The sequence below is a fragment of the Carnobacterium sp. genome, assembly GCF_049673005.1.
GTDB lineage: Bacteria > Bacillota > Bacilli > Lactobacillales > Carnobacteriaceae > Carnobacterium_A.
This window is the reverse complement of sequence record NZ_JBATXB010000035.1, coordinates 24,199-38,866: the sequence shown is the minus strand read 5'-3', so window position 1 is coordinate 38,866 and position 14,668 is coordinate 24,199. Positions and strand designations below refer to the sequence as shown.

Annotated in this window: 13 protein-coding genes and 1 other annotated feature; of the genes, 3 read left to right on the top strand and 10 right to left on the bottom strand. The window is 33.7% G+C overall.

Annotated features, from left to right (window positions below):
• Positions 1-323: 323 nt before the first annotated feature.
• The 6 genes from ispE to metG all read right to left on the bottom strand — a co-directional run bounded on the left by ispE (position 324) and on the right by metG (position 6,073).
• Complete coding sequence (ispE, locus tag WBF61_RS03420; protein ID WP_424253920.1) at positions 324-1,181, bottom strand: 4-(cytidine 5'-diphospho)-2-C-methyl-D-erythritol kinase; 858 nt, start codon at positions 1,179-1,181, stop codon at positions 324-326.
• A 163-nt stretch (positions 1,182-1,344) separates the two neighbouring features.
• Entirely contained in the window at positions 1,345-1,602 is a 258-nt protein-coding gene (locus tag WBF61_RS03415; protein WP_424253918.1) for a Veg family protein, read from the bottom strand.
• 165 nt (positions 1,603-1,767) lie between these two features.
• Complete coding sequence (gene rsmA / locus WBF61_RS03410) at positions 1,768-2,655, bottom strand: 16S rRNA (adenine(1518)-N(6)/adenine(1519)-N(6))-dimethyltransferase RsmA (protein ID WP_424253917.1); 888 nt, start codon at positions 2,653-2,655, stop codon at positions 1,768-1,770.
• Complete coding sequence (gene rnmV / locus WBF61_RS03405) at positions 2,645-3,208, bottom strand: ribonuclease M5 (protein WP_424253915.1); 564 nt, start codon at positions 3,206-3,208, stop codon at positions 2,645-2,647. Before rnmV ends, rsmA begins: the two co-directional genes overlap by 11 nt.
• The gene (locus WBF61_RS03400) at positions 3,196-3,975 is read right to left on the bottom strand and encodes a TatD family hydrolase (RefSeq protein ID WP_424253913.1); all 780 of its coding nucleotides are present in this window, start codon (positions 3,973-3,975) and stop codon (positions 3,196-3,198) included. The genes rnmV and WBF61_RS03400 overlap by 13 nt, the downstream gene beginning before the upstream one ends.
• A 70-nt stretch (positions 3,976-4,045) precedes the next feature.
• Positions 4,046-6,073 (bottom strand): methionine--tRNA ligase, encoded by a 2,028-nt coding sequence (gene metG / locus WBF61_RS03395; RefSeq protein WP_424253912.1) that lies wholly within the window; start codon positions 6,071-6,073, stop codon positions 4,046-4,048.
• Positions 6,074-6,448: 375 nt separating this feature from the next.
• On the opposite strand from metG, the gene WBF61_RS03390 reads away from it, so the two are divergent.
• The gene (locus WBF61_RS03390) at positions 6,449-7,288 is read left to right on the top strand and encodes a DUF72 domain-containing protein (protein WP_424253910.1); all 840 of its coding nucleotides are present in this window, start codon (positions 6,449-6,451) and stop codon (positions 7,286-7,288) included.
• Between the two features lie 65 nt (positions 7,289-7,353).
• On the opposite strand, the gene WBF61_RS03385 is transcribed toward WBF61_RS03390, so the two are convergent.
• On the bottom strand, positions 7,354-8,346 hold the full coding sequence (locus WBF61_RS03385) for an LLM class flavin-dependent oxidoreductase (protein WP_424253908.1): 993 nt from the start codon (positions 8,344-8,346) through the stop codon (positions 7,354-7,356).
• 196 nt (positions 8,347-8,542) lie between these two features.
• Here WBF61_RS03385 and WBF61_RS03380 point away from each other — a divergent pair, with 196 nt between their 5' ends.
• Entirely contained in the window at positions 8,543-9,718 is a 1,176-nt protein-coding gene (locus WBF61_RS03380; protein WP_424253906.1) for a cation:proton antiporter, read from the top strand.
• Between the two features lie 58 nt (positions 9,719-9,776).
• Here WBF61_RS03380 and WBF61_RS03375 read toward each other — a convergent pair whose 3' ends face one another.
• The 3 genes from WBF61_RS03375 to WBF61_RS03365 all read right to left on the bottom strand — a co-directional run bounded on the left by WBF61_RS03375 (position 9,777) and on the right by WBF61_RS03365 (position 12,796).
• Positions 9,777-10,772, bottom strand: a complete 996-nt coding sequence (locus WBF61_RS03375; protein ID WP_424253905.1) for a hypothetical protein — start codon at positions 10,770-10,772, stop codon at positions 9,777-9,779.
• Between the two features lie 124 nt (positions 10,773-10,896).
• Entirely contained in the window at positions 10,897-11,700 is an 804-nt protein-coding gene (locus WBF61_RS03370) for a hypothetical protein (RefSeq protein ID WP_424253903.1), read from the bottom strand.
• Positions 11,701-11,920: 220 nt separating this feature from the next.
• A complete protein-coding gene (locus WBF61_RS03365) occupies positions 11,921-12,796 on the bottom strand; it encodes a DUF1295 domain-containing protein (RefSeq protein WP_424253902.1) in 876 nt (291 codons plus the stop codon).
• Positions 12,797-13,078: 282 nt separating this feature from the next.
• Positions 13,079-13,298: a binding site (T-box leader), on the top strand.
• 69 nt (positions 13,299-13,367) lie between these two features.
• On the opposite strand from WBF61_RS03365, the gene tyrS reads away from it, so the two are divergent.
• Positions 13,368-14,630: a tyrosine--tRNA ligase gene (tyrS, locus tag WBF61_RS03360; protein ID WP_424253900.1), complete on the top strand. Its 1,263-nt coding sequence runs from the start codon at positions 13,368-13,370 to the stop codon at positions 14,628-14,630.
• Positions 14,631-14,668: the final 38 nt, after the last annotated feature.

The following is a 14,668-nucleotide window of genomic DNA, read 5'->3' as shown; positions in this document are numbered from 1 at the left end:
TATCCTCCTTTCATTTTTTATTTTCTAAATATAAATAAGTTTTTCATACTCTTACATCAATCATTTTATTTTCACCAAATCGTAATGATTACTCTTTAGAAATTACTTTAGTATCTTATCATTACGACTATTATCCGTCAAGAAGAAAGTATCTATAGAAAAAACTGTTTGATTGGAACTGCTTTAAACATACTCCTCCATTTAACGTGCACTATGTTTCATCTATTATTTCTTGCAATTTTATTCCCTATTCAAAGAAATATAGTCCGTTTTTTTAGACATACAATAAGGCTAGGACAAACGTCCTAGCCTTATTGTATGTCTTATTTTAATGTTCTAACAAGATAAACTTCATTGCAAAATCCCTTCAGACCATTATAAACTCTTTGCGCTCTAGAATATTTACGACAAAGCGCAAAGATCGTTGGCCCACTCCCACTCATTAAAGCTGCATCTGCTCCAAAAGAGACCATTTTTTGTTTAATCGTTTCAATTGATGGCTGACGATTAATCGACGTCTCCTCTAATGAGTTGCCTACTAATTTTGTCATGTCTAAATAGTTTTGCTCCTTGATAGCTGTTAGCATTGAGTGTGTATCAGGGTGTTCGAGAGTATCATAAGCTAGAGCGTTAAAAACTGTTCCAGTCGATATACCCTTTTTAGGTTTAACAAGAACTACCCAGCACTGGGGAACGGCTATCAGCTGTTCTATTTTCTCTCCACGTCCGCTTGCAAAAGCTGTACCACCGTAAATACAATAAGGAACATCAGATCCTACTTCTGCACCTAATAAAGCTAGTTCATCTAATGATAACCCTAAGTCCCATAAATGATTCAATCCTCTTAGAGTTGCTGCGGCATCACTGCTACCGCCTCCCAAGCCTGCGGCAATTGGAATGTTTTTATTAATCATCATCTCCACGCCTAGTTGAATGTTGAAAGTTTCTTTTATTAACTTAGCTGCTTTGTATGCATGGTTTCTATGGTCGAGTGGTAAAAAGCCATTATTAGATTGAATAATAATCGTATCTTCATTTATTGTTCTTAATGTTACATGATCCGCTAAATCAACCGATGTCATGATCATTTCCAGTTCATGGTAACCATCTTCTCGTTTGTGTAAAACATCTAGTGTTAAATTGATTTTTGCAGGAGCTTTTTCTGTTACTTCTCTATTCATTCTTTACCTCCTTTCATTTTAAAAAGTCTTTTGTCTGTTAAACATACTAGCTTAAAAAAAATGAATTGCAAATAAAGAATGATTAATTTTAACGAAAATATTATAATTATCTGTTTTTTCGCAAAAAAAAAACGAGCTTATCTCTCAGCTCGTGGTCTTACGATTAAGCATATAGTAGACTTTCTTCATCTAGAAATTGGATTTCTACTGATTGAGTCAAAACATCTGTATAACTATAAGAAACACGTTCAAAAGCATTTTCTTCTTGATCTAATTCCACAACAAAAACGGAAGGATACGTTTCAGTCAAAACACCTTTACGTTCTGTTTTCCTCTTACGACCCACTTGAGCAGTCAACATAATTTTTTTACCTAATTTGAGATCTAGTTTTTCTTTGATACTGGCTAATGTAATTGGCATCAGTTTCACCTCACTCATCTAGTGAATAGTATACCATACTCAGATTAATTTTACAAGTATATCATATCAAAAAGAAGGAATCAACTATTTTCTCTCTAATAAAAAAAACACCGAAACCCCTTATTAACAAAGGGTTTCGGACTTCTGTCTTATCATTTTCTAATTTTATTTTAATAGTTTCAAATAGATTCCATCGGCTAATTTACCAAATTCTACTAAACTTAATGTTTCTCCTCGTCGCTTTGGATCTATTTCAGCATAGTCTAATGCTTCAATTAACTTTTCTTTTACTAAGTCATTTTTTCCATATCGACCTATTAAGTTGTTCCATAATGTTTTTCTTCTTTGAACAAATGCAGCTCTTGTTACTTCAAAAAATACTTTTTCATCTATTACTTCGACAGCTGGTGTTTCTCGACGTGTTAATTTAATAATCGCTGAGTCTACATTTGGTTGAGGAACAAAGACTGTTTTAGGTACGATAAACGATATCTCTGCATCCATATAGTATTGAACTGCAATAGAAAGCGAACCATAAGCTTTACTACCTGGTGCTGACGTTACTCGTTCTGCAACTTCTTTTTGCATCATAATCACTAATGCATCAATACGAATAGCTGATTCTAGAAAATACATGATAATCGGAGTAGTAATATAATAAGGCAAATTGGCTACAACCATTAAAGGTTCCGTTAAGTCAATTTTTTCTGATAATGTCTCTTTTAAGTTCGCTTGTAAAACATCTTTGTTTATAATCGTTACATTATCGTATGGACTAAGCGTATCGGCCAATACAGGGAGAAGACGCTCATCTATTTCAAAAGCAACAACTTCCTTACTAGCTCGTGCTAAATGCTCTGTTAGAGCACCAATACCAGGACCTACTTCAACAACGTTCGTTTGCTTGTTTAGTTCTGCAGTGTGAACGATTTTAGTTAAGATATTTGAATCAATAATGAAGTTTTGACCCAAACTTTTTTTTAATGAGAAACCATGTTTTTTTAGTATTTCTTTCGTTCTAATTGGTGTTGCAATATCTTTATTAGTTGTCATTTTCTTCCTCCAAAATCTGATGCATAGCTTGAATAACTTCGTCTGGTGAGATTTGGAACATGTTTAATCTTTTTTGAAGTTGTTTTCCATTAGTGTAACCAATATTAAGTCGTTCTCCTAGTTTTTCACGTCTTCTTTTTGCAAATTCTCCTGCGATCAAACCTGCATCTAGTAACAATTGTCTTGGGATAACAGTCTCTTGTTCCAGTACCTCTGTATAACTTTTTGATAAAGCTCTACGAATAGATTCAGGAGAAGCATGTTCGATACCTAAACTTCCTTTGTGCTTAGGTTTTGCCTCATCAATTGTTAAAAAAGCATGTTTTACCCCTGGTACAGCTCTTGAAATAATTTTCCTTATTTTTTCTCCAGGAAAATCAGGATCAGTAAAAACAATAACTCCTCTTGTTGCCTGTGCTTTTTCAATTAGCTTCAACGTCTCAGCATTGATTGCTGAGCCATTCGTTTCAATTGTATCGGCTTCTAGCGATTCTTTAATTCTTCTCGTATCATCTCGTCCTTCAACAACAATAATTTCTTTTATTTTTTCCATTCGTCTAACCTAAACAACCTATTGGCATTTTCCATTGTTTGACTGGCTACTTCTGAATACGAACAACCTCTTAACTCTGCAACTTTTTCAGCAACATATTTAACATACGCAGGCTCGTTGCGCTTCCCTCTATAAGGAACAGGAGCGAGGTAAGGAGCGTCTGTTTCAATTAACAATTTATCAAAAGGAATTCCTTTAGCTACATCTTTAGGTTCTTGAGCATTTTTAAAAGTCACTACTCCACTTAAAGAGATATGCATCCCTAAATCCAAGAAACGCTCCATCCACTGTGTATCTCCACTGAAGCTATGCATGATACCTCCGATATCTTCAACATGTTCTTCTTTTAGAATTTTATACGTATCTTCTAAAGCATCCCGCATATGGATACTAACAGGTAGTTTTAATTCTTTTGCAATCTGTAATTGTCTTCTAAACACGTCCTGCTGCTTTTTTTTAGGAGACGTATCCCAATGATAATCTAAACCCATTTCGCCCATTGCTATAACTTTAGGTAACATTAATTGTTGATACAATTGTTCTTCAATTTTTTCTGTATATAAATAACTTTCAGTTGGGTGCCAACCAATAATACTGAAAATTTCCGGATAATCCTCGCTTAAAGCTAATGTTTTTTCAATTGTTAACGAATCAAAACCAACTACCGCCATCCGAGAAACATCGTGTTCTTTTGCTCGCTGGATTGTTTCCGGAATTTCTTTATCAAATTCTTCTGCATTTAAGTGGGTATGTGTATCAAATAACATTTTTTCAATCCTTTCTGTAATTCAATACCCTGCTAAATATTCTTCAGCAGGGTATCTATTTATTTGCAATTTAGGCTACTTCAGAACCGTTTGGAGCTTCTTTAGGAGCTTCAATAATTTGTAAGACTCCATCTTTTTCAGCAGACAAAATCATCCCTTGGCTAATCTCACCACGCATTTTACGAGGTTTCAAATTAGCTACAATAATAACTTTCTTGCCAATTAATTCTGCTGGATTAGGATACCATTCAGCAATTCCAGAAAGAATCTGACGGTGATCTTCATCGCCAGCATCTAAACGGAACTTCAATAGCTTATCTGCACCTTCTACTTTCCCACAATCGACTACTTCAGCAACTTTTAGTTCTACTTTATCGAAATCTTCATACTTAATTTGTTTTTCTTTAACAGAAACTAATTGCGTTTCTGTCGGATTCCATTCTGCTGGGATTACTTCTTCATCTTCGATTTCAGTCGAACCGCCATCCATTTGGTGTTTAATGTAAGCTACTTCTTCTTCCATATCTAAACGTGGGAATAGAGGTGTTCCTTTTGAAACAACTTGAGCCCCTTTTGGGAAATTCCCAAAATGCATAACACTTTCCCAATCTTTTGAAGATTCAGTTTCAATACCTAGTTGTCTAAACAATTCTTTAGGTCCTTGAGTTAAGAATGGTTGAAGTAACACACCTGAAATTCTTAAACTTTCAGCTAAATGAATCATAATACTTTCTAAAGCCTGCTTTTCATCCTCATTTTTAGCTGCTTTCCAAGGTTCAGTTTCATCAATATATTTATTCGCTCTTGAAATTAATACCCAGATATTACTTAGTGCACTACTGAATTGCATTTTTTCCATTTCAATTTGATAATTAGAAATGACGGTTTCAGCTGTTTCTTTCATTGACTCATCGAAAGCAGTCACGTTACCGACGTATGTTGGGATTTTCCCATCAAAATATTTATTGATCATTGCAATCGTTCTATTTAATAAGTTTCCTAAGTCATTTGCTAAATCATAATTTACTCTTGAAACAAAATCTTCCGGTGTAAATACACCATCACTACCAAACGATACTTCTCTCATTAAATAATAACGCAAAGCATCTAAACTATAACGTTCAACTAGCATTTCAGGGTAAACAACATTGCCTTTTGATTTCGACATTTTTCCGTCTTTCATCAACAACCAACCATGCCCAAATATTTGTTTCGGTAACGGTAAATCTAAAGCCATTAACATAATCGGCCAATAGATTGTGTGGAAACGGACAATTTCTTTTCCAACCATGTGTACATCTGCTGGCCAAAACTTATCAAATAAAGCTGTATCATCTGTACCATATCCTAAAGCAGTAATGTAGTTAGCTAATGCATCAATCCAAACATAAATAACATGTTTAGGGTTACTAGGTACTTTAACACCCCAAGAAAAGGTTGTTCTAGATACGGCCAAATCTTCTAATCCTGGTTTGATAAAGTTATTAACCATTTCGTTTTTACGCGATTCAGGTTGAATAAAATCAGGATGTGCATTGTAATAATCTAATAAACGATCAGCATATTTACTCATTTTAAAGAAATAAGACTCTTCTTTTATTAGTTCTACAGGATGTCCGCTATCTGGAGATTTCCCACTAACAATTTCTCCATCAACATTGCGCTCAATATCGACTAATTGAGTTTCTGTATAAAAGGTTTCGTCAGGTACTGAATACCACCCTTCGTACTCATCTAAGTAAATATCTCCTTGTGCTAAAAATTGCTCAAAAATATCCGCTACTACTTTTTCGTGAACCGGATCTGTTGTTCGAATAAACTTATCATTGCTAATCTCTAATAACTTCCATAGACTTTGCATATCATCAGCCATTTTATCAACATACTGTTGTGGGGTAATGTTTAATTCTTCTGCTTTATTTTCGATTTTCTGTCCATGTTCATCACTTCCAGTTAAATAAAACACATCAAAACCAATCATTCTTTTATAGCGAGCCATCACATCACAAGCAATAGTAGAGTAGGCATTTCCTATGTGTAGTTTTCCGCTTGGGTAATAAATTGGTGTCGTAATATAAAACGGTTTTTTTTCAGTCAAAATAAACGTCTCCTTTTTTAATTCCTAAATTTTTTCATTAATAAATTTTATTTATATTTTCATAGTTTCTTTTTTCACTAGTCAATTAAAACTATCCTAGAATAGTATACCACACAAAGATAGTCAGTTAAGGACTTCTATCTATAATTTTAACGTCATTTCCGTCCATTGAATCCCTTTGTGTTTCATTCATTAATAGATCCTATATTCGATTTTTAAAAATAACTTTACCAAGAATAGTTTACTGTCTTTGTCTTTGCTTGTAAATGTTTCCCGTGAAACATTTACAAATAAAGACAAATAATTTTTTGCTTTCACCTGTATAAGGTACACTTATAGAAAGAGAAAAGCTTAATAAAAAGGAGTTTTTATAATATGATTACAATCGGTTTAACGGGTTGGAGTGATCACGATTTGTTGGTGATTAATAAATCTAGAAAGTTAGAGGATTATGCTTCTCATTTTCCTTTTGTCGAACTGGATACGAGTTTTTATGCTATTCCTTCTGAAAAAAACATGCTAAGTTGGATGAATAAAACACCTGAAAATTTCCAATTTATTCCAAAAGCTTTTCAAGCCATGACCCAACATAAAGAATGGATAGACTTTTTCCCATCACAAGAAATTATGTTTCAACACTTTATTGCAGCATTTAATCCAATGATAGAATCAGGTAAAGTAAAAAGTTTTTTATTTCAATTTCCTCCCTTCTTTCATTTTACAGATGAAAATTTAGTGTACTTAAAGAATATCAGATCATGGATGGGCGATTTACCAGTAGCTATTGAATTTCGTCACTCAAGTTGGTTTACTGAAAAAAATCAACCACTGACGTTAACGTTTTTGGAGAATCATCAATTTATTCACGTCACTATTGATCAACCTCAAACTCCCGGAAATAGTATTCCAATGATTACGGCGACTACCAGCAAAAAACTTTCTCTCTTTCGCTTACATGGTCGAAACTATGAAGGATGGTTAAATTCAAGCGGCCCAAATTGGAGAGAAAAAAGAACCTTTTATGATTATAGCGAAGCAGAACTAATTAGTTTTGTTCCTATTATTCGATCATTGGAGAATACCTCCACAGAAGTCGCTGTTATCTTCAACAATAATTCTGGCGGTCATGCCGCGAGTAATGCTAAATATTTACAAAAATTATTGAATCTAACCTTTAATCAATTAGGACCCCAGCAACTCAATTTATTTGACTAATCCTTCTTTCTGTTATATTCAAAAAAACCAGACGGCATAAATATCCGTCTGGTTTTTATATTTTATCAAAGCAATTCTTTTGCCAATAGACGATAAACTTCTAAACGTTTTTCTTGTGAATGTGGAATACTGCATATCATTGCTTCGTCAAATCCATAATATTCTTGTTCTTCTTTCAGACGTTCAGCCACTTCTTTAGCTGTACCAACAAGATGCAATTGGCGGTTATCTGCAATCATTCGTTTATCTATTTCCGTTAACGGATAATTTTGAGCTTCTTCCGGTGTTAACAAGGTACCTGGCTTTCCTTGCATCAACCACAACCTACCAATATCTTGTGGCAAAGCTTCAAATTCAGCTTCTTCTTTTGTTTCTGCAACAGTAGCTAAATAAGCGACACTAATTTCTGGCTTCTCCATAAAATATGACGGAATAAAATTATTTCTATACTGGTCTAGTATCTCTTTTGTCATACCACCCATGAAAAATTGCGCAAATGAGTAACCAACTCCCATACGTGCTGCTTCTAAGGCACTGCTTCCGCTTGAACCTAACAACCAAGCTTGTGGTAAACTTATGTTAGAAGGTGTCGCAATCGTCTTATCGTATAGTCTATCATTGGGGACTTTATCATTAATCAATTGTAAAGTTGTCTCTAGCTTCTCATACAAATTATCTAAGAGCGGTTGCCGTCCTTCTGATAAAGCATACATCGCATTTCTGTCCCCGCCCGGAGCTCTACCTACACCAAAATCTATTCGACCTGGCGACAATGCGCTTAGTGTTTTAAATACTTCAGCCATTTTTAAAGGTGAATAATGCATCATCATAATACCACCTGTACCAACCCGAATATTTTTTGTTTTAGCTGCTATATGTGCAACACTAATTTCAGGGGCCGAACTAGCGTATCCATTTGTCCCATGATGCTCTGCCATCCAAAAACGACTGTAACCTAACTTATCCGCTAAAATTGCTAGTTCTTCTGCTTTTTTCAAAGCATCCACTGCTGTATTTCCACTTGTAATAGGTGCTTGATCTAATACACTTAATTTCATTATTCATTGTCTCCCTTTCTTTTTAACACTCTTTTTATCTATGTAAGGTAGTATATCAGTTTCCGTTTAGAATGACAGAATTCTAGCTTTTTGCGTTCTTATGTTGTTATAAAAAAAAACATGTAGTATCCTCAATACTATATGTTGAAAAACAAAAATTAAACATATTTAATTTTAAATGGGGGTTGAGTAAATAATGCTTTTGAGTCTTTCTTTACTATTAATTGTTGGCTTCATTCTTAGTTCACTATTTGTACGGCTACATTTACCTGGGCTATTAGGCTTAATTCTTACAGGAATTATTTTAGGCCCATATGTTTTAGATCTTTTAGACCCTAAATTATTAAGTATTTCAGCTGAGGTAAGGCAAATCGCATTAATTGTTATTCTGTTTAGAGCAGGGCTCACAATGAATATTCGTGATTTGAAAAAAAATGGTCGACCAGCTATTTTAATGACTTTTTTACCTGCTACATTTGAAATAGTGACCGTCATCTTATTGGCTCCGTTATTATTTGATATTACTACTTTAGAAGCAGCTATTTTAGGAACTGTTTTAGGAGCTGTCTCTCCAGCTGTTGTTGTGCCACGCATGATTGGATTAATTGAAAACGGCTATGGCAAAGCCAAAGGAATTCCCCAAATGATTTTAGCTGGTGCTTCTGTGGATGATGTCTTCGTTATCGTGCTTTTCACTTCTTTCTTGAGCATGTTTCAAGGGAGCGGTTTCAATCTTCTCTCGCTCCTTTCTGTTCCTTTATCCATTGTATTCGGTCTATTGTTGGGTGCTATTTTAGGCTATGTTCTGGTTAAATTATTTAAGTATTTACATATTCGCGACACAATGAAAGTCTTATTGATTTTAAGTGTCTGTTTCTTAATGGTAGCTTTGGAAGATGGCCTAAAAGATAGTTTCCCTCTTTCAGGATTACTAGGCGTGATGGCTTTAGGCGGGGTTATATTAAAACTTTACCCGCTTTTAGCTAAACGTATGAATAGTAAATTTTCAAAAGTATGGTTAGGTTCAGAAATTTTCTTGTTTGTATTAGTAGGAGCCGCCACTGATATAACTGCTCTTAACGAAGCAGGATTTGCTGTTGTCTTATTAATAATCGTCTCATTATTTTTCCGTATGATTGCTGTTTTTTTAAGTGTTTCTGGCACAGACTTAACAGTAAAAGAAAAAATTTTTACTGCCGGTGCTTATACACCAAAAGCGACTGTTCAAGCTGCGATTGGATCTATTCCTCTTGCAATGGGTGTTCCCGCAGGAAGTTTGATTTTAACTGTAGCCGTTCTTTCTATCATCATAACTGCTCCAATAGGTGCAACTTTTATTGATCTAAGTCACAAAAAACTTTTGCAAAAATAACTAAAAAGAACCCTCTACAGTTGAAGTTTTATTCAGTCGTAGAGGGTTCTTTTTCCAATTAAAAGGCTAAAAAAAGTATAATGGTTAATAGTAGCAAAACTAGTGCAGCATTCATTATTATGCCAGTTTTCATTGATTTTCTATGAGAAGCAGCGGAGTAATCAGGGATATTATCTAAATCTAACTGATTGTATTGTTTTATCATATCTTCCTCATTTTTAATTTCGCTATAGTAGCCAGGGCTATCTGATAAATAATGCTGTGCGTAAGGGAAGTACACTACCTGTTCTGGTTCGCTGCGAAATAATCCATCAAACCATGTATTCTTAGTGACTTTAACCTGTTCAAGAGGAATAGTAAATCCTTTTTCAACTTCTTTAGGATCAAATTTCAATGAAAAAACGTCATCTGAGTTTTGCGAAATTTCTCTTCCATATCCTACAGATAAATTTCCTTCTAGCCATAATTTTTTATCCATTATTTTAACCTTAGAATTTATCATACTGCTATCAAAAATTAACGCACGATTTTTGTCCTTGTTTTCAATATCAACGATTATATTTCCGTCATAATCCGTTGTTAAAAGAGCTTGTTCTGTTGTAGATTCAACGACTCCTTTAGATACGTCATGACTTAAGGTATTGGTATCGTAATCAATGATTACCCAACTTAGTAGATTGTTTTTTTTATTTCTAGCTATAATGTTTACTTCTAGGCGTGTCCCCCAAAATGCGCTCGTGTGGACATTAAAAGAGCCGAAAATCGCGTAATATTTAGGCTCATCATCAGAAAAAATTTTAGTCTGTATTAACTCAAATCCGTCCGGAATTAATTTTTTTGCCCAATCTAAGTCTAGTAATTCATAACATAAAAACACACTATATGGTTCTACTACAAAACCCATATAAGGATTATTTTTAGCTGATTCATTCATTACTTTATTTTGAAGTTTTTTAGGAATAAACTGACTAAATGGAGCTAATAATTGAAGTGTGGCAATGTCTTTAGGCTTAATCATTTGTTCTACTTTTTTTATAAATGAATAATCTCCCATAAAGGTCCCTCCCTAAGCGTTTAAAAAACGCCATCAAATTAGTTAAGAGAACAGTTTAAATCTTGGTATCTACTTACTACTATAGCGAGAATTTATTTTAAACGCTGGTTACTCATCGTTCGATTTATCTTCTTTCTACGACCTTAAACGCAACGAAATAAATAGAGACACCTAATATAACGGATAAGTAAATAATCAGATTATTTATACTAATCTTTTCAAAGAAGAACAGTAGAAATATAGTTAGGCTATATAGTAACTGACTCGCTATTATTTTAGAATTTTTCACTCTATTTCCCTTGTCGTCTTCAATTTTATCTTTTGATAAAAACAAAAACAACAGAAAGGATAGACTTAATAGAGAAAACGTAACTATGCTCATAGGATGCAAATAATCTATCCTGTTAAATGATAAATAACCTATAATGAAACTTTCTACTACAAAAAAACCTAAACTAATTCCGCTAGCTACCAATACTTTATTTGATTGCTCGCTTGTTTTAATGACAAAAATCATTGCTAAAAAGTAGATAAATAAATAGATACTATTTTGGTTGCTTAAAGATAAGTATATAGTAAGTCCTAGTACTGAAAATACATCGAAGAGGGTTAACTCTTTCCCGGTAATACCATTTACTATTCTCATAAGTAGCATTATCCAAAAAACTGTTAAAAATTGGAAGTTTTGATAATAAAATAAATTCAAGATTGAAATCGCGGAGGCTATAAACGCTGAATAGTTATGTTTAGGATCAAGTTCTCTAGAAAGTGCCCAAGTTAAGAATACTCCAGCTCCTATATAAACTCCTGACAGCATATTCCCTGTTAAAAACCATCCTAAAACAGCTACTATCAATGACATTAGCAGTATTAACTTATTTGTTCTATCTTTAAAATCCGGATTTCTTCCTAATGTAAATGTAAACATAGCATCTCTCCTTCATAATCCTAGTATACCTTAATTTCAAGTATCTATTAAAGCAAGATAGCTTAAGGTATCCCTTTCAATTTTACGTAGATAATTATTTCTGCTATAAAAAAGATTTAATCTAAAAAATTCGGTACCAACTTCTTATCTATCTATTTTTTGTAATAGATAGATAAAAAAATAGAAATCACCTTTTAAAAGTAATTTCTATTTTTTAACCTTATTTTTTAGCCCAAGGAAAAATCATTGGAACTTTCTTTGTATATTCTTCCCATCCACTATACTTCTGCATGTTTTTCTCTAGTAATGGAGTTGATACTTTCATTAATACGGTAGTCATCAAAACAGGTGAAATAATTAAAAGCAGATAGTATAGTGGATTCACAGAATTAGTAAAGAACAACGTAGCACCGCTAGCGTATAGTCCAATCCAAATAAGTATTTCCCCAAAATAATTTGGATGACGCGTAATTGACCATAATCCTGATTGCAGTAATGTATGTGAGCCTTCAGCAATGTGCTGTCTTAATTGTTCATCCCCAACTATCTCGAAGAATAGCCCTACTAGCGAAATAAGTAACGCTGCGTAAACAAAATACTGATGATTTGAACCAATACTAAACTCATTGTATTTAATTACTGTATAACTTGCAGATCCAACAATAAAATTAATGATACCTTGAACCATAAATACTCTAAAAAAGGCAATGACGACTACATTATCGCCCCACTCTTTACGCCATTGTGCATATCTGAAATCTTCGGGTTTCCCATAATTTCTTTTTAATAGGCGTAATGACAATCTAAGACCCCATACACTAATTAATCCAACGATAGCATAAGATAAAACAGTAGGATTCTCAGTTATACTTAATGTAAGCCAACTTCCAACAACAAAACCCATCCCCCAACCAATATCTACAATTGAATTATTTTTAATGACTGTTGCTATAATAAAAATGACTATGAAATAGGCAAAGGTAAAAATTAATGGAATAAGTAGTCCGTCTAATCCTAAATTAGTAAAGCCTTGGGTCGCTATTGCTAGTGTTGCGAAAAATAATATACTATAAATCACAATTCTTTTTTTATCCATAATAAACCCCTTTCAATTTTTATACATTGTACCATACCCTCAACTAATGTAAATTTATGTGCTTATAATCCGCTACCTATACTAAGCTAATAAATGTACTTTAAGAATAGGGAGTGTTGGAAAACCATCTTTTTTAAGTAATTTATTTACTCTTTTTGGCCACTCCTTAATCATTAATCATTTAATTTCTTACAAAAAACATCTAAGTAAAAATATATCTTTTTTACTTAGATAATTGACAAGCTATAATTGGTTGATTATACTAAAATCAATCTAACAACACTATTTACGTTGATTGAGCATAGTAGTAAGAAGAACGTTGTTCCCAGAAAGCTAGTGGCTGATGAAAACTAGTACAACTCTTTTTCACGAATTACACTCATAAGTAACTTGATTAACCTCAAGCGTCCTACTGGCGTTAACAGTATATGAGTGGTCACTAATTGAGTTCTTTACAATTACTGGCAAATTGGGTGGTAACACGGAATTATTCGTCCCGATGAGAAGGTTTTTTCAGCCTTTTCATCGGGATTTTTTTATTTTAATATTATTTTATAGAGGAGATTACAACATGACAATTATTGATGAACTAACATGGCGTGACGCCATTAACCAACAAACAGATGAAGAGGGCTTAAATAAATTAATTAAAAGCAAAAAAATTTCTTTATACTGTGGCGTTGATCCAACTGGAGATAGTATGCATATTGGCCACCTTATTCCTTTTATGATTTTAAAAAGATTCCAACTAGCTGGACACCGTCCTGTTATTTTGATTGGTGGAGCAACCGGTACGATTGGTGATCCTAGCGGTAAATCAGAAGAACGGGTTTTACAAACAATGGAACAAGTGCAAGATAATGTTAGAAAGCTTAGTGCACAAATGGTTCGTCTTTTTGATGCAGGTGGAAGCAATGGAATTAAAATGGTTAATAATTATGACTGGACTAAAGATTTAAGTTTACTCGATTTTTTGCGTGATTACGGTAAGAGTTTTAACGTCAATACGATGTTAGCAAAAGATATCGTTGCTAGCCGTTTAGAAACCGGTATTTCTTTTACAGAATTTACTTACCAAATTCTTCAATCAATGGATTTCTTGCACTTGTATCAACATGAAGATGTTCAATTGCAAATTGGCGGAGCAGATCAATGGGGAAATATTACAGCGGGTCTAGAATTCATTCGTAAACAAGAAGGTTCAGAAGCTCAAGCATATGGCTTAACTATTCCACTTATGTTAAAAGCTGATGGAACAAAATTTGGAAAAACAGCCGGCGGAGCGGTCTGGTTAGATCCTGAAAAAACAACTCCCTATGAATTCTATCAATTTTGGCTAAATCAGGATGACCGTGATGTCGTAAAATATTTAAATTACTTCACTTTCCTAACAAAAGAAGAAATCGATAGCTTGGCTGAAAAAGTAGCTAGTGAACCTCATAAAAGAGAGGCTCAAAAAACACTTGCACGTGAAATGACATTATTTGTTCATGGTGAAACTGCTTTAAGTGATGCTGAAAAGATTACGACAGCTCTTTTTTCTGGCGATGTAAAAAGCTTAACCGCTAACCAAATTGAAGAAGGTTTTAAAAATATGCCTACTTTTGAAGCTCCAAAAGAAGAACGCAATATTATTGAATGGTTGGTTGATGTTGTAGGAATTGAACCATCTAGACGTCAAGCACGTGAAGACATCACTAACGGTGCTCTTTCTATGAACGGCGAAAAAATTACAAGTGTCGATACTATCGTTACTCCTGAAAATTCATTTGATGAGCGCTTTATTCTTATTCGTCGAGGCAAGAAAAAATACTTCTTAGTAAAACTAGTTTAGCACTATAAACTAAACGTATTCTGTTTTGGCAATACTTT

Coding starts and splice junctions, on each gene's coding strand:
- ispE (WP_424253920.1), bottom strand. CDS start 1,181: ATGAATAGAGAAGTAACAGAAAAAGCTCCTGCAAAAATCAATTTAACA.
- WBF61_RS03415 (WP_424253918.1), bottom strand. CDS start 1,602: ATGCCAATTACATTAGCCAGTATCAAAGAAAAACTAGATCTCAAATTA.
- rsmA (WP_424253917.1), bottom strand. CDS start 2,655: ATGACAACTAATAAAGATATTGCAACACCAATTAGAACGAAAGAAATA.
- rnmV (WP_424253915.1), bottom strand. CDS start 3,208: ATGGAAAAAATAAAAGAAATTATTGTTGTTGAAGGACGAGATGATACG.
- WBF61_RS03400 (WP_424253913.1), bottom strand. CDS start 3,975: ATGTTATTTGATACACATACCCACTTAAATGCAGAAGAATTTGATAAA.
- WBF61_RS03390 (WP_424253910.1), top strand. CDS start 6,449: ATGATTACAATCGGTTTAACGGGTTGGAGTGATCACGATTTGTTGGTG.
- WBF61_RS03385 (WP_424253908.1), bottom strand. CDS start 8,346: ATGAAATTAAGTGTATTAGATCAAGCACCTATTACAAGTGGAAATACA.
- WBF61_RS03380 (WP_424253906.1), top strand. CDS start 8,543: ATGCTTTTGAGTCTTTCTTTACTATTAATTGTTGGCTTCATTCTTAGT.
- WBF61_RS03375 (WP_424253905.1), bottom strand. CDS start 10,772: ATGGGAGATTATTCATTTATAAAAAAAGTAGAACAAATGATTAAGCCT.
- WBF61_RS03370 (WP_424253903.1), bottom strand. CDS start 11,700: ATGTTTACATTTACATTAGGAAGAAATCCGGATTTTAAAGATAGAACA.
- WBF61_RS03365 (WP_424253902.1), bottom strand. CDS start 12,796: ATGGATAAAAAAAGAATTGTGATTTATAGTATATTATTTTTCGCAACA.
- tyrS (WP_424253900.1), top strand. CDS start 13,368: ATGACAATTATTGATGAACTAACATGGCGTGACGCCATTAACCAACAA.